Source organism: Novosphingobium mississippiense (genome assembly GCF_044029535.1).
GTDB lineage: Bacteria > Pseudomonadota > Alphaproteobacteria > Sphingomonadales > Sphingomonadaceae > Novosphingobium.
In genome coordinates this window covers 3,711,438-3,733,061 of the sequence record NZ_CP147001.1, presented here as the reverse complement: position 1 = coordinate 3,733,061, position 21,624 = coordinate 3,711,438, and the positions used below count along the sequence as shown (strand labels likewise).

Genomic DNA, 21,624 nt, shown 5'->3' with positions numbered 1-21,624 from the left:
AACAAACCGCCCCCACGTCCGCTACTCCCGACAGGTAGAATAGACCTGTCGGGAGAGCAGACATGTCCAAGATCGCCGCCATCATCGGGCGCTTCCTGATCGCCATCATCTTCATCGTTTCCGGCGCGTCCAAGCTGATGGACGTTTCCGCCACCGAAACCCTGATCGTCGCCGCCGGGCTGCCTGCCGGGCTGGCCATCCCCACCGGGCTGTTCGAGCTGATCACCGGCCTGTGCCTGGCCGCCGGCTTCATGGTGCGGCTGGTCTCGATCCTGCTGATCGGCTTCGTCGCGCTGACGATCCTGTTCTTCCACCGCCAGTTCACCGATCCGATGCAGCAGATCATGGCGCTGAAGAACGTCGCGATCATGGGCGGCCTGTGCCTGGCCTTCGCGCATAGCCAGATGTGGAACCACTATTACGCGATCGCCAGCGAGCGACGCGGCGAGTTGGCTGCGCGCGATGCGGATGCCCGCGTGCGCGAGGCCGAACTGCGCGCCGCCCGGGCAGAGGCGCGGGCCGATGTGCTGGCGGAAAGCCATGTCGCCGTCGAGACCGTCCCCGCCGCCGCCCTGTCCGACTACGACCGTGGCGCCATTCCGGTGACCCGCCGCCGCCGTTGGTTCGACTGGTAAATCCGCACCCTGTCGGGAGCGGCGCCTGCACCGAATGCCCTTGACGCGCCCCTCCCGCCGCGAGACCCTGATGCAAACAACAAGCGGCGGGAGAGGCCGAGGATGACCAACGAAGACGTGCTGGCGCGCGAAGGGATTCGCGATGTGATCGCCCGCTACAACATGGCCGGCGACCGGCTGCGGATCGACGATTTCGTCGCCTGCTTCACCCATGATGCGATACTGGAAAGCGACCGCGTTCCCGCAGACCGGGCCTTCCGCTTCGTCGGCCGCGAGGCGATCCGCGAATGGCAGACCCAGTGGCTTGATCGTGCCGCAGCGGGCGCGCCCGTCCACGATGCGAACTTCGTGCGCCACCACCTCACCACCTCGCAGATCGATCTGGTGACGCGTGACGAGGCCACGGCCCGCACCTACTGGCAGGCCTGGACCCGCATCGGCCCGGATCACGCCGGCTATTATCTGGACGAGCTGCGCCGCGTGAACGGCCACTGGCTGATCGCGCATCGCCGCGTGCGGATGGACTGGGAGGCAGCGGAAAGCCTGTTCAAGCCGGCCATCGAACGCAGCATGGCAATGCGCGGGGCGATCTAGGGTTTAGGGCCGCGATCCGGGCAGCACGATGTAGGAGATTTCGCCCGCGCAGGGTCTATGATGACCGTTCCGGCGAAACCGATATCGAGACCCCCGCACGATGCCCCAATCCCTGCAAGACACGATCACCCGATGCGCCTGGGCCAACGGCGACCCACTGATGGAAGCCTATCACGACGTCGAATGGGGCGTGCCGCTGCACGATTCGCGCACGCTCTGGGAAATGCTGGTGCTGGAAAGTTTCCAGGCCGGCCTTTCCTGGCGAACGATCCTGCACCGCCGTGATGGCTTTCGCCGCGCCTTCGATGGCTTCGTCCCCGACACGATCGCGGCCTATGGCCCGGACAAGGTCGAGGAACTGATGCAGGACCCGGGCATCATCCGCGCCCGCGCCAAGATCGAGGCGACCATCGACAATGCCAAGGCCTATCTGCGCATGCAGGCGGAGGGCCGCGATTTCGGGCGATTCGTCTGGTCGTTCGTGAACGGCAAGACCGTCGTGAACGACGGCATCACCGTGCCGGCGCAGACCGAAACCTCGCAGGCGCTGTCCAAGGCGCTGAAGGCGGAAGGGTTCAAGTTCGTCGGCCCGACGATCGTCTACGCCTTCATGCAGGCGGTGGGCATGGTGAACGACCATCATCCCGACTGCGCGCGCCGGGCGAACGGCACCTCCTGACGATCGGCTTCAATTGCCCTTGGGCGTGCTTCCCGATGGCGGCGCGGCCTGCGGCTGATCACCCAGCCGCTGCCCGTTGATCTGAAGCCCCTTCTGGTCGAGCTTCACTTCCACCGGCAGGCCGTTGATCTGGCCGTTCAGCGTCGCCGCATTGTTCTCCACCCTCACGTCGCCCACGCTGACATCGGGCGTCACCCCGCTGGGCAAAGCCGTGGGCAGCGCGGTCGGGATATCGCCGATATCGGGCACGTCGAGCGGCTGGATCGGGCCGCTGGGGTTCGGGCTCGGCTTGTTGGACGGTGCAGGCGCGCCACCCTCACGCAGGGCCTGACGCATGAAATCGCGCCAGATCCTGGCGGGAATCGATCCTCCGGACACACCCTTCAGCGGCTTGTTATCGTCATTGCCGACCCAGACGCCGACGACGTAATCGCCCGCATAGCCCACGAACAGCGCATCGCGGTTTTCCTGGCTGGTGCCGGTCTTGCCGAAATTCGCCGCCTTCAGCATCGCCCCGCGTCCGGTGCCCTTGTTGACCACCGCGCGCAGCAGCGTCTCGATATTCTCGTGCTCGCTGCTCGACATCGAATGGCGACCGTCGAACAGCCAGTCGAACCAGCCCTCTTCCGGCACCGGGAACGCGCGCGGCTCCACCGGGAAGCGGTTGGCGGCCACCCCGGCATAGGCGGCGGTCAGTTCCATCAGCGACATCGTGGAGGTGCCCAGCGCCAGGCTGGGATCGCCCTGCGGCATCGGCGAAGTGACGCCAAGCCGGTGGGCCATGTCGATCACCGCGGTATCGCCCACTTTCTGGAACAGGCGCACGGCGGCAACATTGCTGGATCGCGCGAAGGCATCTTCCAGCGTGATCGTCTGCGAATAGTTTCCGCCGGCGTTCTGCGGGCGGTAATAGCCGGTCTCGATCGGGGTGTTCTCGATCGTGTCGGTCGGTTTCCAGCCCTTGTCGAGCGCGGCAAGGTAGACGAACAGCTTGAAGGTGGAGCCCGGCTGGCGGCGCGCCTGCGTCACGCGGTTGAAGGGCGAAGCGGCATAGTCGCGCCCGCCCACCATCGCCACGACTTCACCGTTGCGGCGCATCGCCACCAGCGCAACTTGCGCGGCGCCCAGCCCCGACGATTCGATGGCACGCCGCGCGGCCGCCTGAAGCCGCGAATCGAGCGTGGTGCGGTACGTCTGCGCGGCGTAGCTCGCCTCATCGATCATCCGCGCCTGCGGCAGCGCCCAGTCGGCGAAGTAGGTGCCGGTTGGCAATTCGTTCTGCACGCGCACGTCCAGCCGGGGCGGACGGATCGCCTTGGCCTGCGCGGGGGTCAGGTAGCCCGCCTCGACCATCGACTGGACCACCAGCTTCATGCGGTCTTCCGCGCCGTCATAGTTGCTGGTGGGCGCCAGGCGCGATGGCGCCTTCATCAGCCCGGCCAGCATCGCCGCCTGCGCGGGCGTCAGGCTTTCCGGCTTGCGGTGGAAGTAGTGCATCGCCGCGGCCCGCAGGCCATAGCAATTGTCGCCGAAATAGGCGTTGGACAGATAGCGTTCGAGGATCTGGTCCTTGGTCAGCCAGGCCTCCAGCCAGAACGCGATCAGCACCTCGCGCGCCTTGCGGGTCAGGCTGCGTTCGGAACTGAGGAAAGTGAACTTGGCCAGCTGCTGGGTGATCGTGCTGCCGCCCTGCGTGCTGCCGCCGGAGACATTGCTCCACATGGCGCGGGCGATGCCGCGCGGGTCGATGCCCCAGTGGGTGTAGAAGCGGCGATCTTCGATGGCGATGAACGCCTGCGGCACGTGGATCGGCAGCGTCTTGATCTCCACCGGCGCGTCCACGATCGCCCCGTTGCGGGCAATCGGCGTACCGTCGGCGGCCAGCAGGGTGATCTGCGGCGGCGAGATCGGCTGCAGCGATTTGGACAGCGGCGCCGTCACCGCCAGCCAGCCGATCAACAGGAAGAAGGCCAGCAGCAGCGCGGCGATCCCGCGCGTGATCCACCACAGCCGCGTGCGCCGCTTGCGCGGGGGCACCTGCGAATCATGCGGGGCACCGGGAATCGCACCGGCGCCGGGTACGGGCTGGTTGGGCAGGACTTCCGGGGCCAGATTCGGAGTCTTGGCGGCGGAAGGCAGGGGTTGAAGGTTATCCATCGTCAGCGCGTCGCTATACTTCGTGCGCGGGCCGGCGAAAAGCACCCTGCGCACGGCCTGCCGCAATGAAATGTGTGGATTGGCCATCTTGACCCGACCGGCAAACCCGCTAAATGCGGCCCTCCAGTCACGCCGATGCGTGCTTGGGCGATTAGCTCAGTTGGTAGAGCATCTCGTTTACACCGAGAGGGTCGGCGGTTCGAGCCCGTCATCGCCCACCATTTCCTCCATTACGAATGTGAAAACCCGCGCGTCGCGTGATGCATCGCGGTTGCAATTCGCCGCGTGTTGGTGTCCGCTGGCATTTCTCTCCACTGGGCATGGACGGGGTGCGATGGCATTTATCGAACGGGCAGCACGGGCTTTGGCGGCTTCTCTGGACAATCGCGAGTGGGAGGCACTGGACGCCGCCCTGCAGCGCAAGTTCCGCATGGCGGCGCGCGCGGTTCTGGAAACGCTGCATGAACCCGACGAATTCATGATGGAAGCCGGGGCGGAGATCGTCCGCCACGTCGGGCCGGACGAATCGGACGAAGCCTATCGCAACGATGCCGCCAACATCTGGCGGCTGATGGCCTCGGCCACGCTGGCCGAAAACGGGCACGCCTGAGGCATCGCGAAACGGCGAGAGGGGCGCAGACACCCCCTCCCAAGAATCCCCGTCATCCCCGCGCAGGCGGGGATCCCGCTTATTTCTTTTTGGGTTCACGCCAGGCGCGAAGAAGCATGCCTCCCGCGAACCCAAAAAGCCGTCGCCCCCGCCTACGCGGGGGCGACGGCATACCTGACGGTCAAGTACGCGCCCGGCGCCGACTTTTACGTCAGGCCGGGTTCCAGCCGACCACCGCCTTCACTTCCAGATATTCGGCAAAGCCCTGCTCGCCCCACTCGCGGCCGTTGCCGGAGCGCTTGTAGCCGCCGAACGGCGCGTGGAAATCGAAGCCACCGTTGACCCAGATCGCGCCGGTGCGCATCCGCCGCGAAACCGCGCGCGCGGCGTCGAGGTCTTCGCCCGAGACGTATCCGCCAAGGCCGAAGTTGGAATCGTTGGCGATGGCAACGGCGTCGTCCACATCGTCATAACCAATGATGACAAGCACCGGGCCGAAGATTTCCTCGCGCGCGATCACCATGTCGTTGCTGCCGACGAACACGGTGGGCTTCACGTAGTAGCCCTTGTCCAGCCCTTCGGGCTTGCCCGGGCCGCCGGCGATCAGCTTCGCGCCTTCCTCCAGGCCCTTTTCGATATAGCCCTGTATGATCTCGTACTGGCTCTTCGAGACGACCGGGCCCATCGCGAAGTTGCCCTTGGGATCGCCGACGGTGACGCCGTTCGCGGCTTCGGTCGCGGCGGCGACGGCATCGTCCATGCGCGCGTTCGGCACCAGCAGGCGCGAACCGGCCGAGCAGGTCTGGCCGGAATTGCCCATCATGCCCCCGGTGGCGGCGGCGACATTGGCGGCAAGCGAGGCATCGTCGAGCACGATCCACGCGGACTTGCCGCCGAGTTCGAGGCCCACGCGCTTCACGGTATCGGCGGCATCCTTCTGGATCTGCACGCCCACCGGTTCGGACCCGGTGAAGGAAATCATGTCCACGTCCTGATGCGTGGAAAGCGCGGTGCCGATCTCGCTGCCCTTGCCCTGCACCATGTTGAAGACGCCGGCCGGAACGCCCGCGTCGTGCAGGATTTCGGCCAGGATCTGGGCCGAGTACGGCGCCAGTTGCGGCGGCTTCAGGATCATCGTGCAGCCGGCCGCGAGCGCCGGGAAGATCTTCACGCAGGTCTGGTTCATCGGCCAGTTCCACGGCGTGATCAGGCCGCAGACGCCGATCGGTTCCTTGCGGATCAGGGTGACGCCGCGCTGTTCCTCGAACTTGAAGTCCTTCAGCACTTCGATCGCGGTGGACAGGTGGCCCTTCCCCAGCAGGGTGTGGAACCCGCAGGCGAGCGACATCGGCGCGCCCATTTCCTCGCTGACGGCCTCGCCCAGTTCGGTTTCGCGCTTCAGGTATTCGGCCAGGATCGTTTCGAGCAGGTCCAGGCGTTCCTTCGCGCTGGTCTCGCCAAAGGTGGCGAAGGCGCGGCGGGCGGCGGCGACAGCCTTGTCGACATCGGCGGCAGAGCCGAGCGAGATCGTGCCGGACACGTCCTCGGTGGCCGGATTGACGACTTGTGCGGTGCGCGGCGCGATGGGATCGACCCACTGACCGTCGATGTAGAACTGGGTGTAATTGCGCATCGTTCTCTCCCGTTCCTGAAGCAAAACCGCCCCGCACTCGGATCGAGAGGGGGCGGCTTCGCTTCAGGTCTGCATTGGTTTTCCGGTGTCCGGCTTACTGGGTGCCCTCGGCATACCAGGTGCGGAATTCGGAGTAATTCGGCATTTCTTCCGAGTTCGCGGCCGGGTCGATCGGTACGTGGATCACGGTGCAACCGCCACGCTCATAGGCGCGCTTGATGGCCGGGCCGATATCCTCCGCCTTCTCGACATATTCGCCCGCGGCGCCGAAGCCTTCGGCGATCTTGTCGAAGCGGACCTTGTCGGACCAGTGCACGCCGGTTTCCTTGGTGCCCTTGCCGAAGGTGCGCTTGTAGACGCCCACTTCAAGGCCCCACTGGAAGTCGACACCCACGATCACCACCAGCGGCAGGTTCTTGCGCACCGCCACTTCCAGTTCGCCCACATGGAACAGGAACGAGGAGTCCGAGGTGATCAGCATGCCCGGACGCTGCTTGCCCGTCTCCGCCTGGTCAGCCAGCATGGCGCCGGTGGCATAGGGCAGGCCGGTGCCGATGTGGCCGTAGTTCTGGTTCCAGATCACGTCGTGCGGCTTGGCCTGCGAGTAGGTCCACTGGAAGATCACCGTGGCGCCGCCATCGCGGATCAGGATGCCGTCCTTCGGGAAAGCCTTGGTCGCTTCGGTGACGAACTGGCTGGTGTGCATCTTCGCGGTGGAGCCGTCGGGCTTGCCGGCGGCTTCCTCTGCCAGTTCGACCAGTTGCTGGGCGTCACGCTCGATGTACTCCGCCAGCGAGGGCGAAGCCTTGCGCGGCGTGTCCTTGAGGGCACGGACCAGCTGCGGCACCACGGCGCGCACGTCGCCCACCAGCGGCACGTCGATCGGGCGGTTGACGCCGATCGCGGTGGGGTCCTGCTGGACGTAGATCCACTTGCGGTTGGCTTCGTTGTCCACCCAGTGGCGCCAACGGCCATAGTGGCTGGGCTCGCCCAGTTCGGTGGCGAGCGCCACGCAGCAGTCGCTTTCGACCACGGCGTCGATCGACGCTTCCGAGAAGCCGTAAGGGAAAGTGCGGTCCTCAAGCCCTTCGATGAACGAAGTGCCGCCCGAGGTCTGGATTACCGGGCACTGCATCAGCTCGGCCAGTTCCTTCACCGAGGCGCCGGCCTTGGCGGTGTAGGCGCCGTGGCCCACCAACAGCACCGGGTTCTTGGCGTTGCGGATGATCTCGGCCGCTTCGGCAATGCGGTCGCCGTCGGCGCCCTGATTGGTCAGGCGGTAGCGGTGCGGCGGCAGCACCGGCGGCAGGTCAAGCTCTTCCAGAATGACGTGCGCGGGATACTCGATATAAGCCGGTCCCGGCGTGCCCGACATGGCGACGCGGATCGCCTCGCGCACGATCTCGTCGGTCTGGTCGGCATATTCGATCGAGCTGGAGAACTTCACCGAATCCTCGATCATCGGCTCCTGGCGGACGAACTGGATGCGGCCGCGGCGCACGCGGCGCTCGGTGATGCGGGCGCGCTGGCCGCCCATGAAGATCACCGGATCGTTCTCTACCTTGGCGCACTGGATGGCGGGCATCATGTTCGCCATGCCTGGCCCGAGAGTGCCGATGCAGAGTGCGGGCTTGCCGGTGATGCGCGCCGCGGCGGCGGCCATGTGGCCGGCGGACGCTTCGTGGTGCGGCGAAACGACGGTCCAGCCGCGCGATTCGGCCTCAAGGAAAAGGTGGACGAAGTTGGGATCGGGAATGCCGAACAGGGTCTTGATGCCCTCAGCCTCGAACAGGTCGAGAATGCGCTTGTAAACGGGGGTACCCTTGCGTGCGGTTGCGGGAGCCTCCGCCTGCGGTTGGTCGTCGTACATGGTGGTGCCTTCCTTCTCGATCCCAATCTCGTTGCCGGCGGTTCTCGGGGGGACCTGCCCCTCCACCGCTATCGCAGCGCCCGGCTTGAACAGGTGGTTAGCGCAAGCCCCGGGACGCTGTCAGGTGAAATCAACAGTACTGTTTACTTCGAATCGACTGCTATCGCCGGGGCGACGCTGGGGGCCTCGGCGGCCAGCTCTCCCAGCACCGCTTCATTGTCCTGCCCCAGCGTGGGCGCAGGTCCGCGAACTTTGCCGGGAGTGGCGGAAAACCACGTGGGCACGCCGGGGAATCGCACCGGGCCCTGCTCGGTCTCGACTTCTTCGAAGAAGCCGATGGCGTTCAGGTGCGCGTTGTCGAACAGGTCGTCGGTGGAGCGCAGCGGCGCGCACGGGATGTGCAGGCCGCGCAGGGTGTCCAGCCATTCCTGCGTGGTGCGGGTCAGGAAGGTCTCGCCCAGCAGCCCGTAGACCCGGCCGATCTGGCGTGCGCGTTTTTCCAGCGTGGAGAATTCCTCTGTCGCCCATTCCGGCTGCACCGATTCGATGAAGGCGTTCCAGTGCTTGTCATTGTAGACCAGCGCGGCGACGTAGCCGTCCTGCGTCTTGTACGGCCGCCGGTTCGGCTCGACCGCGCGGTGATAATGCGCGGGCGTGGTCGGCGGCGTGAACATCGCACCGTTGGCGTGTTCCACCAGCATGAACGAGGTCATCGCCTCGAACATGGTGACTTCCACTTCCTGGCCCTCACCCGTGCGCTCGCGGTGATAGAGCGCCATCATCGTCGCGTAGAGCGCGTGGAGGCCCGCCACTTTGTCTGCCATGATCGTGGCGACATAGCCCGGCTCGCCATTCATCAGCCCCTGCACATGCGGGATGCCGCATTCGGCCTGGATGGTATCGTCATAGGCGGGCTTGTCGCCCTCCGGCCCGCGCCGCGAATAGCCGTAGCAATTGGTGTAGACGATGTCCGGCCGGATCGCGCGCACCGCTTCGTAATCGAAGCCCAGCTTGCGGATCGCGCTGCCGCGCATCGAATGGATGAAGACGTCTGCCGTGGCGATCAGCGCGCGCAGGCTCTCGCGATCCTGCTCTTGCCTGAGGTCCAGCACGATGCCCCGCTTTCCGCGATTCACGTTGACGTAGATGCCACCCATGCCGGGCACCGGGCCTTTGGTGATCCAGCGGGTATTGTCGCCCTCCGGCGGCTCCACCTTGATCACTTCGGCGCCCATGTCCGCCATGATCTGCGTGGCATAGGGGCCGAAGACCACGCTGGTGAGGTCCACCACGCGCAGGCCTTGCAATGGTCCCGTATTCTCCTTGCTCGCGGTCAAGGCCCTCTCCTTCTCGTTGGCCTATGCGTACCGCACCGCCGGAGCGAAGACTATTCGTATTTGCGTTTGATGGACGCATATCGGCACGATGATGGTTGTCTCGTGCAGGCCCCGCTGTTAGTCCGACAGGCAAGAAGGAAGAGGAACGCCATGGATTTCGCCCTGACCGACGACCAGCAGAACATCCGCGAGGCCGTTCTCAAGCACTGTTCGCAGTTCTCTGACGAGTACTGGCTGGAAAAGGATCGCAGCGGCGAATTCCCTTACGAGTTCCACAAGTCGATGGCCGATGCCGGCTGGCTGGGCGTCGCCATGCCCGAAAGCGTGGGCGGCGCAGGGTTGGGCATTACCGAGGCGGCGGTGATGATGCAGGCCGTGGCGGAGAGCGGCGGCGGCATGAGCGCGGCCTCCTCCATCCACTTGCCCGTCTTCGGGCTGGAGCCGGTGATGCTGTTCGGCACCGAGGAACAGCAGCAGCGGATGATCCCGCCGATCATTTCGGGCGAGGAGAAGATGTGCTTCGCCGTGACCGAGCCGAACACCGGGCTCGACACCACCAGCCTCAAGACCCGCGCCGAAAAGGTGCCGGGCGGTTACCGCGTCAATGGTGAGAAAGTGTGGATCACGCAGGCCCACATCGCCGATCGGATGCTGATCATCGCCCGCACCACCCCGCTGGAACAGGTGAAGAAGAAGACCGACGGCCTCAGTCTGTTCTACACCAAGCTCGATCGCGAACACATCGAGACGCGGATCATCCCCAAGATGGGCCGCCATGCCGTCGGATCGAACATGATGTTCATCACCGACCTGTTCATCCCGGACGAGGATCTGATCGGCGAGGAAGGCCAGGGCTTCCGCATCCTGCTGAAGGGCCTGAACCCCGAACGCGTGCTGCTGGGCGCGGAGGCGACCGGATTGGGCCGCGTCGCGATCCAGCGGGCCTCTCGCTATGCGCGGGAACGCGTGGTGTTCGGCCGGCCGATCGGCCAGAATCAGGGCATCCAGCACCCGCTGGCCAAAGCTTGGATGCAGGTGGAAGCGGCCAGCCTGATGGTGTTCAAGGCTGCCACCCTGTTCGACAAGGGGCTGGACTGCGGCGTGGAGGCCAACTCCGCCAAGTACCTTGCCGCCGAAGCCGGGTTCGAGGCGTGCCAGACCGCCGTCATGTCGATGGGCGGCATGGGCTATGCGCAGGAATACCATGTGGAGCGCTACCTGCGCGAAGTGATGATCCCGCGCATCGCCCCGGTCAGCCCGCACCAGATCATGAACTTCATCGCCGAGAGGGTTTTGGATCTGCCCAAGAGTTATTGAGGCGGCGGGGTATTCAAACCGCCGTCATCCCCGCGTAGGCGGGGATCCCGCTTCCTCGCGGCGGTCAAGAAGCGGGGCCCCCGCCTGCGCGGGGGCGACGAGGGAAAGGAATCCGAAACTTGCCGTTCCAGCACGAAGCCCCGAAGCACGAACCGATCGCCGCCCGCTCCTGGCTTTTCGCGCCGGGCGACAGCGAGAAGAAGATGACCAAGGCGATGGAGGGCGAGGCCGACATCGTCCTGATTGATCTGGAAGACGCCGTCGCGCCCGATGCCAAGGCCGCCGCGCGCCCGATGGTGCATGACTTCATTGCCGCCCACCCCGAACAGCGCGGTCGCCTGTGGGTGCGGATCAACCCGCTCGACGGGCCGCACACGCTGGACGATCTAGTGGCGATCATGCCCGCGCAGCCCGGCGGGATCATGCTGCCCAAGGTCTATGGCCGGCAGGACGTGGAGACGCTGGACCGCTACCTCGAAGCGCTGGAAGTGGCGAACGGCATCGAGCAGGGATCGACCCCGGTGATCGTGCTGATCACCGAGACGGCCGAAGCGATGTTCCACACCGGCGATTACAAGGGCGCACCGCGCGTGGTGGCGCTGACCTGGGGCGCCGAAGACCTGGCCGATTCGATCGGCGCAGCGTCGAACCGCAACCCGGACGGCTCGTACTCCTTCACCTATGAACTGGCCCGCAGCCTGACCGTGCTGGGCGCAGCGACGGCGGGCGTCACCGCGATCGAGACGATCAGCGCCGATTTCAAGGACCTGGACGCGCTCAAGGCCCGGGCCGAAAAGGTGCGCCGCGACGGCTATCGCGGGATGATGGCGATCCACCCTGCGCAAGTGCCGGTGATCAACGCGGCCTTCACCCCTACCGAGGCCGAGATTGCCGAGGCGCAGGAAATCGTCGACATCTTCGCCGCCAACCCCGGCGTCGGCGCCATCGGCTGGAAGGGCGGGATGCTCGACCGTCCCTACCTCGCCCGCGCCGAACGCCTGCTACGGCAGGCCGGCAAGCTGTGATCAAGCAATGAGCCTCATGATCCCCACTCCGCTCGCCCTGAGCCTGTCGAAGGGCGCTGGCGCTGCGCTGCGAACCATCCTTAGTCAAGCTCAGGATGGGCGGAGTGGGATTGGAGAGGTATCGTCATGACCCTAAAACTAACCCCCGAAACCCTCGACCTCTCCCGGTTCCTGAAACCGGGAAACCGCGTGGTCTTCGGCCAGGCCTGCGGCGAGCCGACCACGCTGGTGGAAGCGCTGATCGAACAGGGGGAGGCCATCGGCGGCCTCCACGCCTTCATCGCCACCAGCTTCTCCGGCCTGTTCACGCCGGACAGCGCGCGCTCCTTCCGCCTCTCCAGCATGGGTGCCATCGGCGCGCTGCGCAGCATGACCAAGGCAGGCCAAGATAACAGGGGGGCGCTGGACGTCATCCCCGTCCATGTCAGCCAGATCGCCTGCCTTATCGAGGCGGGAATCATGCCCTGTGACGTGGCGATGATCCAGGTCAGCCCGGCCGACGCGCAGGGCAACCATAGCTGCGGCCTGATCTCCGACTATGTGCGCGCGGCAGTGGACAAGGCGCGCATCGTCATCGCCGAAGTCAACGAGCTGGTGCCCTACGTTCCCGGCGAGACGATCCCCGGCGACCTGATCGACGTGGCCGTCCACGTCAGCCGCGCACCCGTGGAAGTGGCGCCCGCGAAGATCAGACCCACCGACGAAGCCATCGCGCGCCACTGCGCCGAATTCATCGGTGACGGCGCCGTGCTGCAAACCGGCGTCGGCGCGGTGCCAGATGCGATCCTGCGCCTGCTTCACGACCGCCGCGACCTTGGCGTCCACTCCGGCATGTTGGGCGATGGTCTGGTCGATCTGGCCGAAGCCGGGGTGCTGACCAATGCGCGCAAAGAGATCGACCGGGGCGTCTCGATCAACGGCGCGCTGATCGGCACGCGGCGGCTCTACGACTGGGCCGCCAACAATCCCGCGATCAGGATGATGCCCAGCAGCTATACCCACGGGGTGAAGCCGATCATCCAGCTTACCCGACTGGTGACGATCAACTCTGCGCTGGAAGTGGACCTCACCGGGCAGGTCAATGCCGAGCAATCGGGCACGACTTACCTCGGCGGTACCGGTGGACAGGTCGATTTCGTCCGCGCCGGATCGCGCGTGCCGGGCGGCGCTTCGCTGATCGTGCTCGCCTCCACCGCGAAGGGCGGCACCTTGAGCAAGATCGTCCCCGCCCTCTCCGGCCCGGTCACCACCGCGCGGACGGAAGTGGACGTGATCGTCACCGAATACGGCGCGGCGCAATTGAAGGGCCAGACCTTGGCCGAACGCGCGAAACGGCTGGTCGCCATCGCCCATCCCGACTTCCGCGAGGACCTGTCCCGCACAGCCCATGAGATCGAGAAAAGGGGCTTCTAAAGTGTCGAGTTCGCAAGAAAGTCGGGCCGTAATCTACGATGCCCATGAAGACGGCATCGCGGTCATCACCATCAACCGCCCCGAACAACGCAACTGCCTCAGTCGCGAAGTGCGCGAGGGGCTGCGCGAAGCTTGGGCGACTTTCGAGAACGACGCTTCCGCCCGCATCGCCATCCTTACCGGCAGCGGCGACAAGGCCTTCTGCGCCGGCGGCGACCTGAAGGAGATGGTGGAAACCGGCATGGCCGTGCCGCCCCGCGATCTCTACGCGCTGCCCTACGACACGATCGAACTGACCAAGCCCACCATCGCCGCCGTCAACGGCCATGCCTTCGCCGGCGGCTGGATGATCGCGCAGGCCTGCGACCTCTGCGTCGCCAGCACCAATGCGAAGTTCGCGATTACCGAAGTGAAGGTCGGGCGCGGCAGCCCCTGGGCCTCGCCGCTGATCCACATGATCCCGCAACGGATCATGATGGAGATCATGCTCACCGGAAAGCCGATCACCGCCCAGCGCGCCTATGAGATCGGCCTCGTCAACCGTCTGGCCGAACCCGGCGCGGTGCTGGACGCGGCGATCGAACTGGCGCTGGACGTGCTGGAAGGCGCGCCGCTATCGGTAAAGGCCGCGCGCGAGACGGTGATGCTCTCGACAGAGATGGGCCGCTCCGCCGCCTTGCAGGCCGCCCGCGCGGCGCACGAACACACTTACAACAGCGAGGATGCGCAGGAAGGCCCGCGCGCGTTTGCGGAAAAGCGCAAGCCGGTGTGGTCGGGCAAGTAGTCAGCCGGGGAAGCCGCACTAGCCCCGCCCAACATCACTTCGTCGCCCCCGCGAAGGCGGGGGCCCCGCTACCTTCGCGCCGCGCCCGCCAAGAAAAGCGGGATCCCCGCCTTCGCGGGGATGACGGCGTTAGTGGGCGGTGAAGGCCTTAAACCAAGGACTTAGCCTGAGCCCTCAAAGCCTCGGCAGCGTTACGCCCAACTGGCCCATGTACTTGCCCGCGCGGTCGGCATAGCTGGTCTCGCAAGGCTCGTTGCCCTTCAGGAACAGGAACTGGCACGCGCCTTCGTTGGCGTAGATCTTGGCCGGCAGCGGCGTGGTGTTGGAAAATTCCAGCGTCACGTGCCCTTCCCAGCCCGGCTCCAGCGGGGTGACGTTCACGATGATGCCGCAGCGGGCATACGTGCTCTTGCCCAGGCAAATCACCAGAACGTCGCGCGGCACGCGGAAGTATTCGACCGTGCGGGCCAGCGCGAAGGAATTGGGCGGGATCACGCAGACGTCGGTCTCGCGGTCCACGAAGGAATTGCTGGCGAAGTCCTTGGGATCGACCACCGCCGAATCGACGTTGGTGAAGATCTTGAACTCCGGCGCCACGCGCGCGTCGTATCCGTAGGACGAGAGGCCGTAGGAAATGCACCCGTCGCGGCGCTGCGCCTCGACGAAGGGCTCGATCATGCCGTGTTCCAGCGCCTGCTGGCGGATCCACTTGTCGCTCAGGATAGACATGGCCCGGTGATTGCCGATGGGAAGGACCGGGGCAAGAGCCGCGCAAGCCTTGTCCACGATCACCCCATATCTATTGCCGGATGTGCCGTGGGGGATTTTCCCTTGTCCCGATTGCGGTTACGCATCGGCGCGAAGCAAAACGGGGGATGGCAACATGATGAAATATATACTGGCTGCGTTGGGTGGCGCGGCAATCGTGACTGGATCGGCCAATGCCTCCGAAGCGAGTATCCAGGCTGACGACGGGGCAGATAACGCTGCGATCACCCAAGCATTCAAACTGATCGGCCAGAAACAAGCCGCTCAGGCGCTCGACCTCGTGGGGCCGCTGCTCACCCGCTTCGACGCGCAGATCGCTCAGGCAGAAAAGAAGGGCATGGTTTTCTGCGGCCCCACCATGATGGAAGCAATCCTCTACGCCACTCTGCCTGCAACCCAGAAACGGGACGGTATCGTATTGAACGCTGAGGTATGCGATGCCCTGTTTGTCAAATCCTATGCCCTGGTCGAACTCGATCGCAAACCAGAGGCCCTGGTCACGTTGCAACGGCTGACGGCACTCGCACCAATGCACGCGCATTACTTCGTCGAGCTTGGCTACGCCTATCGGATCAACGGCCAGAACGACAAGGCAGAGGAAGCCTATCGTGCCGCACTCGAACACGCAGAATTCGCCGAAGACGATAAGACCAAGAAGCATAACCGCGCCACCGCGCAGCGAGGAATTGGTTACATGCTGGTCGAGAAGGGCGATCTCAATGGAGCGGAGAAAGCTTACAAGCAATCGCTCAAGGATGAACCGGACAGCAGCGTCGCAAGGAACGAACTGGATTTCATCGCTCAGCAGCGCAAGGGCGCAAAGTAAGGCGGCGCTTATGCGAAGCTTAAGAACTCTCGGATAGTCCAGCCCATCATGACCAAGCCCGCCCGCATCCTCCTCGTCTTCGGCACCCGGCCGGAAGCGATCAAGCTCTTCCCACTGGTTCACGCGCTGAAGGCCGATCCCCGCTTCGAATGCGTGGTCTGCGTCTCCGCGCAGCATCGCCAGATGCTCGATCAGGTGCTGGAGATCGCCGGGATCGTGCCCGATCACGATCTGGACGTGATGCAGCCCGACCAGACGCTGGATGCGCTGACCGCCAATCTGCTGACCGGGCTGGGCAAGGTGATGGACGCTGTGCAGCCCGATCGCGTGATCGTGCAAGGCGACACCGCCACCGCCATGGCCGGCGCGCTAGCTGCCTATTACCGCAAGCTGCCGGTCGATCATGTCGAGGCGGGCCTGCGCTCGGGCAACATCCACCACCCTTGGCCCGAGGAAGTGAACCGCAAGATCATCGGCGCCATGGCCAGCCTGCACTTCGCGCCCACCGAAACGTCACAGGCGGCACTGCTGCGCGAGAATGTCGGTCCCGCGCGTGTCCACGTCACCGGCAACTCGGTGATCGACGCACTGCACTGGGTGGTTGCCGAAATCGAGCGCCAGCCCGCGCTGGCCGCCGGTCTAGCCGATCTGGAAGCGCGTTTCGCCGGCAAGCGGATCATCGGCGTCACCAGCCACCGGCGCGAGAACTTTGGCGAGGGGATGGAGCAGATCGCCTCCGCCATCCGCCATATCGCCGCGCGACCCGATGTGGCGGTGATCTTCCCCGTCCATCTCAACCCCAATGTGCGCAAGGTGATGAACGAGCGCCTGTCCGGGCTGGACAACGTGGCGCTGATCGAACCGCTCGACTATCCGCACTTCGCCCGCCTGATCTCCATCGCCGAGATCATGCTGACCGATTCGGGCGGCGTGCAGGAGGAAGCGCCTGCGCTGGGCAAGCCGGTGCTGGTGATGCGCGAGACGACCGAACGGCCCGAAGGCGTTGCCGCCGGAACCGCGAAACTGGTCGGAACTTCGGCCGAGACGATCGTTACCGAATTATCAACCCTGCTGGACGATAGAGTGGCATACGAGTCCATGGCGCGCGCCCATAACCCCTTCGGGGACGGGCATTCCTCGCGCCGAATCGTGGAGTTGCTTGCCAGTGAAATCGGACAACAAGCCTGACGTCTGCGTCGTAGGGCTGGGCTACATCGGCCTTCCCACCGCCGCGGTGATTGCCCGCTCCGGGTGCAAGGTGCTGGGCCTCGACGTCTCGCAGGCGGTGGTCGACACCATCAATCGGGGCGAAATCCATATCGAGGAAGTCGATCTCGACGGCCTTGTGCAAGGCGTCGTCTCGCGCGGGCTGCTCTCGGCCTCTACCGAGATCGCGCCGGCCGATGTCTTCGTGATCGCGGTGCCGACGCCGTTCGACAAGAACCACGCGCCCGACATTTCCTACGTGCTCGCCGCCGGCCGCTCGGTCGCGCCGGTGTTGAAGGCGGGCGACGTGGTGATTCTGGAGTCGACCTCGCCGGTCGGCACCACCGAGCAGTTGCGCGACCTGATCGCCGAACTGCGGCCGGACCTGAAGATTCCAGGGCTGACGCGCGATACGCCCGACGTCTCGATCGCTTATTGTCCCGAGCGCGTGCTGCCCGGCCGCATCCTTGAGGAACTGACCAACAACGATCGCTCGATCGGCGGCATCACGCCGCGCTGCGCGCGCAAGGCGCTGGCCTTCTACAAGCGCTTCGTGCGCGGCGAATGCGTCACCACCGATGCCCGCTCGGCCGAGATGACCAAGCTGGTCGAGAACGCCTATCGCGACGTCAACATCGCCTTTGCCAACGAACTGTCGATGGTGGCGGACCGCATGGGGCTGGACGTGTGGGAGGTGATCCGCCTCGCCAACCGCCACCCGCGCGTGAACATCCTGACGCCCGGCCCGGGCGTGGGCGGCCACTGCATCGCGGTGGACCCCTGGTTCATCGTCCATGGCGCGCCGGAGGAAACCCCGCTGATCCGCACCGCGCGCGGCGTCAACGATCACAAGATGCACCACGTGATCGCCAAGGCCGAAGCGCTGCTGGAAGCCAATCCGGAGGCGAAAGTCGCCTGCCTGGGCCTGGCCTTCAAGGCCAATATCGACGATTTCCGCGAGAGCCCTGCCCGCTTCGTCACCAGCCGCCTCGCCCGCAAGTTCGGCAGCCGCATTCATGTGGTCGAGCCCTACGCGGCGCAGCTTCCGATCGAGTTCACCGACACCGGCGCGGTACAGATCGACATCGACGATGCGCTGGAGACTTGCCAGATCCTGATCGTGCTGGTCGACCACGATGTGTTCCGCGTGGTGCCGCTGGCAGAGCGTGCGGACAAGCTGGTCTACGACACGCGCGGCATCTGGCCGGATCAACCGCGAGTCGTGCGGGAAGAAGCGGCGAAGCTGGCGCTGGCGGGGTAATCGCTTATTTGCCCAACGACGTTCCCTAAATAAACCTCGTCGCCCCCGCGAAGGCGGGGGCCCCGCTTCCTTTTTCCTTGCCGCGAGAAGAACAAGCGGGATCCCGGCCTTCGCGGGGATGACGGCGTTATTTTGGGCAGAAATTGCTCACCGAACCGCGACCTTGGCGCGGCCGCAACCTTCAGAGCAGCACGGCCTTCACACCGTCGATCACGTACTGCGCCGCCAAGGCGGCCAGCAACACGCCCAGCAGGCGCGTTATGACCGCCTCTACCTTGTCACCCAGCACCCGCATCAGCGGGCCGGCGGCCGCCAGCGCGGCGAAGCTGAGAAGCATCACCGCGATCATCGCGGCGAGCACGGCCAGCGTCTCTTCCATCCCGTGCGCGCGCGAGGTGAGCAGCATGATCGTGGCGATCGATCCCGGTCCCGCCAGCATCGGCATCGCCATCGGGAACACCGAGACGTCATCCACCTCCGGCGTTTCCATGTTGTGCGCGATGATCTTCTCGGCCCGTTCCTCGCGGCGCTGGGTGCGCTTTTCGAAGACCATGTCGATCGCGATCATGAACAGCATGATGCCGCCGGCAATGCGGAAGGCGTTGAGTTCGATATGCAGCGCATGCAGCAGCCGCTCACCGAACAGCGCGAAGACGATCAGGATGGCCGTGGCGATCAGGCAGGCGCGGCCGGCCATCGAAATCGCCTGAGAGCGGTTCGCCTCGGCCGAAAGACCGGCGTAGATCGGCGCGCAGCCGGGCGGGTCGATCACCACGAAAAGCGTGACGAAGGCGCTGAGGAAGAGTTCGTACATGCGGGGTTACGGGGCCTTCGGCGCGGCGACGTCGCTGCGCATCACTTCGGTCATGGTGCCATTCTTGATCATCGAGACGACGAGCGAGCGGGATTGGTCGGCTGCGACGTTGTAATGCCAGGTCAGCGTGCCGTCGTCCGAACGGCCTTCTCCGGTCATGCCGGGTGGGCCCTTGGCGGGTTCCGGCCGCTGGCCATCAGGGCGCGGGCTGCCTCCGGCGCAATCCGCTACCGAAGCGGACAACATGTCGCTATCCGGCAGGGGCTGCGCCAGCGTGTCGCCCTGATCGAGCACCCAGCGATAATCGGCCTTCTTCCAGCGCTTCTGCCAGATGGTCGTGAAATAGCCGACCGAACCGTCCGGCCGCTGCCACGCGCCCTTGGTGACGCCCAAGGTGCCGTCGCAGCTCATCCAGACTTGCGCGGCTTGCCACTGCACGGCCGCCGGCGGGTCCTTGCGGCCGCTGAGCCATGTCTGCGCGCGGACCGGTTCCGGCACGAACATCACCGCGTCCTCGGCGGCGGTCTCCCGAAAGGCGGTCCACTGCCCCTTCTCGCGCGCCATGCGGGCGAAGGCGATCTCCGCCGCGATCAGCGCGCTGGGGTTGGCGGTACCGACGCCGGGCGCCCGATCGGGGCGGCGGGCCAGCGCCGGTGTCGTCACCAGCGCCAGCGCGGCGGCTCCGGCGATCGCCCGGCGCAAGGTCAAAGTGCGCTCTCGTCGAAGTCCAGACCGGCGTTGCGGTGGGCGGCGACGATGGTGTTGCGCAGCAGAACCGCGATGGTCATCGGGCCGACGCCGCCGGGAACCGGGGTGATCGCGCCCGCGACGGCGGAGGCCGAAGCGAAATCGACGTCGCCAACCAGCCTGGTCTTGCCTTCCTCGGCCCCCGGCACGCGGTTGATGCCCACGTCGATCACGGTGGCGCCGGGCTTCAGCCAGTCCCCCTTGACCATTTCCGGACGGCCGACCGCGGCCACCACGATGTCGGCACGGCGGACGACTTCGGGCAGGTCCTTGGTGCGGCTGTGCGCCACGGTGACGGTGCAGCTTTCGGCGATCAGCAGTTGTGCCATCGGCTTGCCGACGATGTTCGAGCGGCCGATCACCACGGCATCGAGGCCGGAGAGCGAGCCCAGCTTGTCCTTCAGCAGCATCACGCAGCCCAGCGGCGTGCAGGGCACGAAACCCGGCAGGCCGGTGGCAAGCCGCCCGACATTGACGACGTGGAAGCCGTCCACGTCCTTGTCGGGGTTGATCGTGGCGATCACCTTCTGCTCGTTCATGTGCGCCGGCAGCGGCAGCTGGACGAGGATGCCGTCCACGGCCGGGTCTTCGTTCAACTGGCGAACCAGCGCCAGCAGATCGTCCTCGGCAGTGTCGGCGGGCAGCTTGTGTTCGAAGCTGGCCATGCCGGCCGCCAGGGTCTGCTTGCCCTTGTTGCGGACGTAGACCTGGCTGGCCGGGTCTTCGCCCACCAGCACCACGGCAAGGCCCGGCTTGCGGCCGGTGCGCGCTTCGAAACCGACGGCAGCGGTGCCCACGCGGGCGCGCAGGCCCTCGGCAAAGGCTTTTCCGTCAATGATATCTGCTTGCGCCATCAGTAATAGGCCCGTGCAACGTTGCCGAGAATGATCTGCAGAACCTTCAGGCCGATGATCAGCACCATCGGCGAAAAGTCGATCGCGCCGGTATTCGGCATGATGCGGCGGATCGGCCGCAGCATCGGCTCCAGGATCGCGTTGAGCGCGGTCCATACGGCCGAGACGAACTGGTTGTGCGTGTTGACCACGTTGAACGCGATCAGCAGGCCCAGCACGAACTGCACGATCACCACGAAGACGATGATGCTGATCAGGTAGGAAATGATGTCGTAGAGGGTGAGGAACAGCAACGCCGGCTCCTTGGATACGTGGGAATGCGAAGATGCCCGCGAGTTGCGGACTTTCCAGCAAATTTCTGAAGTGCTGATAGCCGAATGGACGGCGCCGGGGCAAGGGCGCGTCCATCGCAGTGCAACAGAGATCGATGAGCGCCGAAACGGCGCGGAAAACCCGCGCCCCGCTCTCGATCACGCGATCGGATTTATTGCGTCAGCGTTGATGTCCGCTCGATGCGCCAGTTCAGCTGCTCCTCGCTGGCCCCCGGCACATCGTTGACGCGGCGCAGGACGATGGTGCCCCGGCGCGACGGGCGGCCATCGGCGAAATCGATCACCAACGGCGCTTCGTAATAGAGCGAACCGGCCGCGCCTTCGACATCGCCCTTGCCCACCGCGATCTTCGGGCCGGCATCGCCACCGAATTCCTTGGCCAGCTTTTCGGGCGTCATCTGCGCGTCCAGGCTCCAGGCGCGGGCGGCATCCGCCCAGTCGCCCACGCGCAGGGCATTGGTGTAGAACCGCAGCAGGCGTTCCGGATCACGGCGCTCGCTCAACGCGTCGAAGTCCAGCTTGGCGGCGACGCCTGCAGTCGCCGCGCCGGTGGCATCGTCGCCCGGCGTATCGTGACTCGGCGTATCGTCGGTGGCGGCAGCCGCCTCGCTCGCTTCCATGCTCGCCGCGCCGCTAGGCTCGGCGCTCGGCTCCTTGGTGCAGCCCGCGAGCAGAAGCGCGAGAGCCGAAACAGAGAGAACCGGGGCGAGAAGGAAACTGGTACGCATTGTGATCGAAAGGGCCTTTCTGCCGGAATTTCCC

21 protein-coding genes and 1 tRNA gene are annotated in these 21,624 nt (G+C 65.5%); 12 read left to right on the top strand and 10 right to left on the bottom strand.

Features of this window, described 5'->3' with window-relative positions; translation table 11 throughout:
* The first annotated feature begins 62 nt into the window (after positions 1-62).
* The 3 genes from WBP06_RS17710 (at position 63) to WBP06_RS17700 (ending at position 1,908) form a co-directional block, all read left to right on the top strand.
* On the top strand, positions 63-635 hold the full coding sequence (locus tag WBP06_RS17710) for a DoxX family protein (RefSeq protein WP_395330375.1): 573 nt from the start codon (positions 63-65) through the stop codon (positions 633-635).
* Positions 636-737: 102 nt separating this feature from the next.
* Positions 738-1,229, top strand: a complete 492-nt coding sequence (locus WBP06_RS17705; RefSeq protein WP_395330373.1) for a nuclear transport factor 2 family protein — start codon at positions 738-740, stop codon at positions 1,227-1,229.
* Positions 1,230-1,329: 100 nt separating this feature from the next.
* Complete coding sequence (locus tag WBP06_RS17700; RefSeq protein ID WP_395330371.1) at positions 1,330-1,908, top strand: DNA-3-methyladenine glycosylase I; 579 nt, start codon at positions 1,330-1,332, stop codon at positions 1,906-1,908.
* A gap of 9 nt (positions 1,909-1,917) precedes the next feature.
* On the opposite strand, the gene WBP06_RS17695 is transcribed toward WBP06_RS17700, so the two are convergent.
* Positions 1,918-4,065 (bottom strand): transglycosylase domain-containing protein, encoded by a 2,148-nt coding sequence (locus WBP06_RS17695; protein ID WP_395334249.1) that lies wholly within the window; start codon positions 4,063-4,065, stop codon positions 1,918-1,920.
* Positions 4,066-4,210: 145 nt separating this feature from the next.
* Here WBP06_RS17695 and WBP06_RS17690 point away from each other — a divergent pair.
* Positions 4,211-4,286: transfer RNA gene (locus WBP06_RS17690), tRNA-Val, on the top strand.
* Positions 4,287-4,399: 113 nt separating this feature from the next.
* Entirely contained in the window at positions 4,400-4,675 is a 276-nt protein-coding gene (locus WBP06_RS17685; RefSeq protein WP_395330369.1) for a hypothetical protein, read from the top strand.
* A 211-nt stretch (positions 4,676-4,886) separates the two neighbouring features.
* Here WBP06_RS17685 and WBP06_RS17680 read toward each other — a convergent pair whose 3' ends face one another.
* From WBP06_RS17680 to WBP06_RS17670, 3 genes are all read right to left on the bottom strand, one after another.
* The gene (locus tag WBP06_RS17680) at positions 4,887-6,308 is read right to left on the bottom strand and encodes an aldehyde dehydrogenase family protein (protein WP_395330367.1); all 1,422 of its coding nucleotides are present in this window, start codon (positions 6,306-6,308) and stop codon (positions 4,887-4,889) included.
* A 94-nt stretch (positions 6,309-6,402) separates the two neighbouring features.
* Positions 6,403-8,178 (bottom strand): thiamine pyrophosphate-binding protein, encoded by a 1,776-nt coding sequence (locus WBP06_RS17675; protein WP_395330364.1) that lies wholly within the window; start codon positions 8,176-8,178, stop codon positions 6,403-6,405.
* Positions 8,179-8,321: 143 nt separating this feature from the next.
* Positions 8,322-9,515 carry a CaiB/BaiF CoA transferase family protein gene (locus WBP06_RS17670; RefSeq protein WP_395330361.1) on the bottom strand — a complete coding sequence of 398 codons (1,194 nt, stop codon included), beginning with the start codon at positions 9,513-9,515 and terminating at the stop codon, positions 8,322-8,324.
* A gap of 150 nt (positions 9,516-9,665) precedes the next feature.
* Between WBP06_RS17670 and WBP06_RS17665 the strand changes: the two genes are divergently transcribed.
* From WBP06_RS17665 to WBP06_RS17650, 4 genes are all read left to right on the top strand, one after another.
* The gene (locus tag WBP06_RS17665) at positions 9,666-10,832 is read left to right on the top strand and encodes an acyl-CoA dehydrogenase family protein (protein WP_395330360.1); all 1,167 of its coding nucleotides are present in this window, start codon (positions 9,666-9,668) and stop codon (positions 10,830-10,832) included.
* A 119-nt stretch (positions 10,833-10,951) separates the two neighbouring features.
* Positions 10,952-11,857: an HpcH/HpaI aldolase/citrate lyase family protein gene (locus tag WBP06_RS17660; protein ID WP_395330358.1), complete on the top strand. Its 906-nt coding sequence runs from the start codon at positions 10,952-10,954 to the stop codon at positions 11,855-11,857.
* Between the two features lie 126 nt (positions 11,858-11,983).
* On the top strand, positions 11,984-13,270 hold the full coding sequence (locus WBP06_RS17655) for an acetyl-CoA hydrolase/transferase family protein (protein WP_395330356.1): 1,287 nt from the start codon (positions 11,984-11,986) through the stop codon (positions 13,268-13,270).
* A gap of 1 nt (position 13,271) precedes the next feature.
* Entirely contained in the window at positions 13,272-14,054 is a 783-nt protein-coding gene (locus tag WBP06_RS17650; RefSeq protein ID WP_395330354.1) for an enoyl-CoA hydratase/isomerase family protein, read from the top strand.
* Between the two features lie 174 nt (positions 14,055-14,228).
* Here WBP06_RS17650 and dcd read toward each other — a convergent pair whose 3' ends face one another.
* Complete coding sequence (gene dcd / locus WBP06_RS17645) at positions 14,229-14,783, bottom strand: dCTP deaminase (RefSeq protein WP_395330352.1); 555 nt, start codon at positions 14,781-14,783, stop codon at positions 14,229-14,231.
* 49 nt (positions 14,784-14,832) lie between these two features.
* Between dcd and WBP06_RS17640 the strand changes: the two genes are divergently transcribed.
* From WBP06_RS17640 to wecC, 3 genes are read left to right on the top strand one after another with little or no spacing between them, the layout of a single operon-like run.
* On the top strand, positions 14,833-15,648 hold the full coding sequence (locus WBP06_RS17640) for a tetratricopeptide repeat protein (RefSeq protein WP_395330350.1): 816 nt from the start codon (positions 14,833-14,835) through the stop codon (positions 15,646-15,648).
* A 48-nt stretch (positions 15,649-15,696) separates the two neighbouring features.
* Positions 15,697-16,836, top strand: coding sequence for a non-hydrolyzing UDP-N-acetylglucosamine 2-epimerase (gene wecB / locus WBP06_RS17635; protein WP_395330348.1), 1,140 nt, complete (start codon positions 15,697-15,699; stop codon positions 16,834-16,836).
* Complete coding sequence (gene wecC, locus WBP06_RS17630) at positions 16,814-18,115, top strand: UDP-N-acetyl-D-mannosamine dehydrogenase (protein ID WP_395330346.1); 1,302 nt, start codon at positions 16,814-16,816, stop codon at positions 18,113-18,115. Before wecB ends, wecC begins: the two co-directional genes overlap by 23 nt.
* Positions 18,116-18,296: 181 nt before the next feature.
* Here wecC and WBP06_RS17625 read toward each other — a convergent pair whose 3' ends face one another.
* The 5 genes from WBP06_RS17625 to WBP06_RS17605 form a co-directional block, all read right to left on the bottom strand.
* On the bottom strand, positions 18,297-18,929 hold the full coding sequence (locus WBP06_RS17625) for a MarC family protein (RefSeq protein ID WP_395330344.1): 633 nt from the start codon (positions 18,927-18,929) through the stop codon (positions 18,297-18,299).
* A gap of 6 nt (positions 18,930-18,935) precedes the next feature.
* Entirely contained in the window at positions 18,936-19,637 is a 702-nt protein-coding gene (locus tag WBP06_RS17620) for a hypothetical protein (RefSeq protein WP_395330342.1), read from the bottom strand.
* Positions 19,634-20,530, bottom strand: coding sequence for a bifunctional methylenetetrahydrofolate dehydrogenase/methenyltetrahydrofolate cyclohydrolase FolD (gene folD / locus WBP06_RS17615; protein ID WP_395330340.1), 897 nt, complete (start codon positions 20,528-20,530; stop codon positions 19,634-19,636). Before folD ends, WBP06_RS17620 begins: the two co-directional genes overlap by 4 nt.
* Positions 20,530-20,823, bottom strand: coding sequence for a YggT family protein (locus tag WBP06_RS17610; RefSeq protein ID WP_395330338.1), 294 nt, complete (start codon positions 20,821-20,823; stop codon positions 20,530-20,532). Before WBP06_RS17610 ends, folD begins: the two co-directional genes overlap by 1 nt.
* A gap of 191 nt (positions 20,824-21,014) precedes the next feature.
* Positions 21,015-21,590 (bottom strand): hypothetical protein, encoded by a 576-nt coding sequence (locus tag WBP06_RS17605; protein WP_395330336.1) that lies wholly within the window; start codon positions 21,588-21,590, stop codon positions 21,015-21,017.
* Positions 21,591-21,624: the final 34 nt, after the last annotated feature.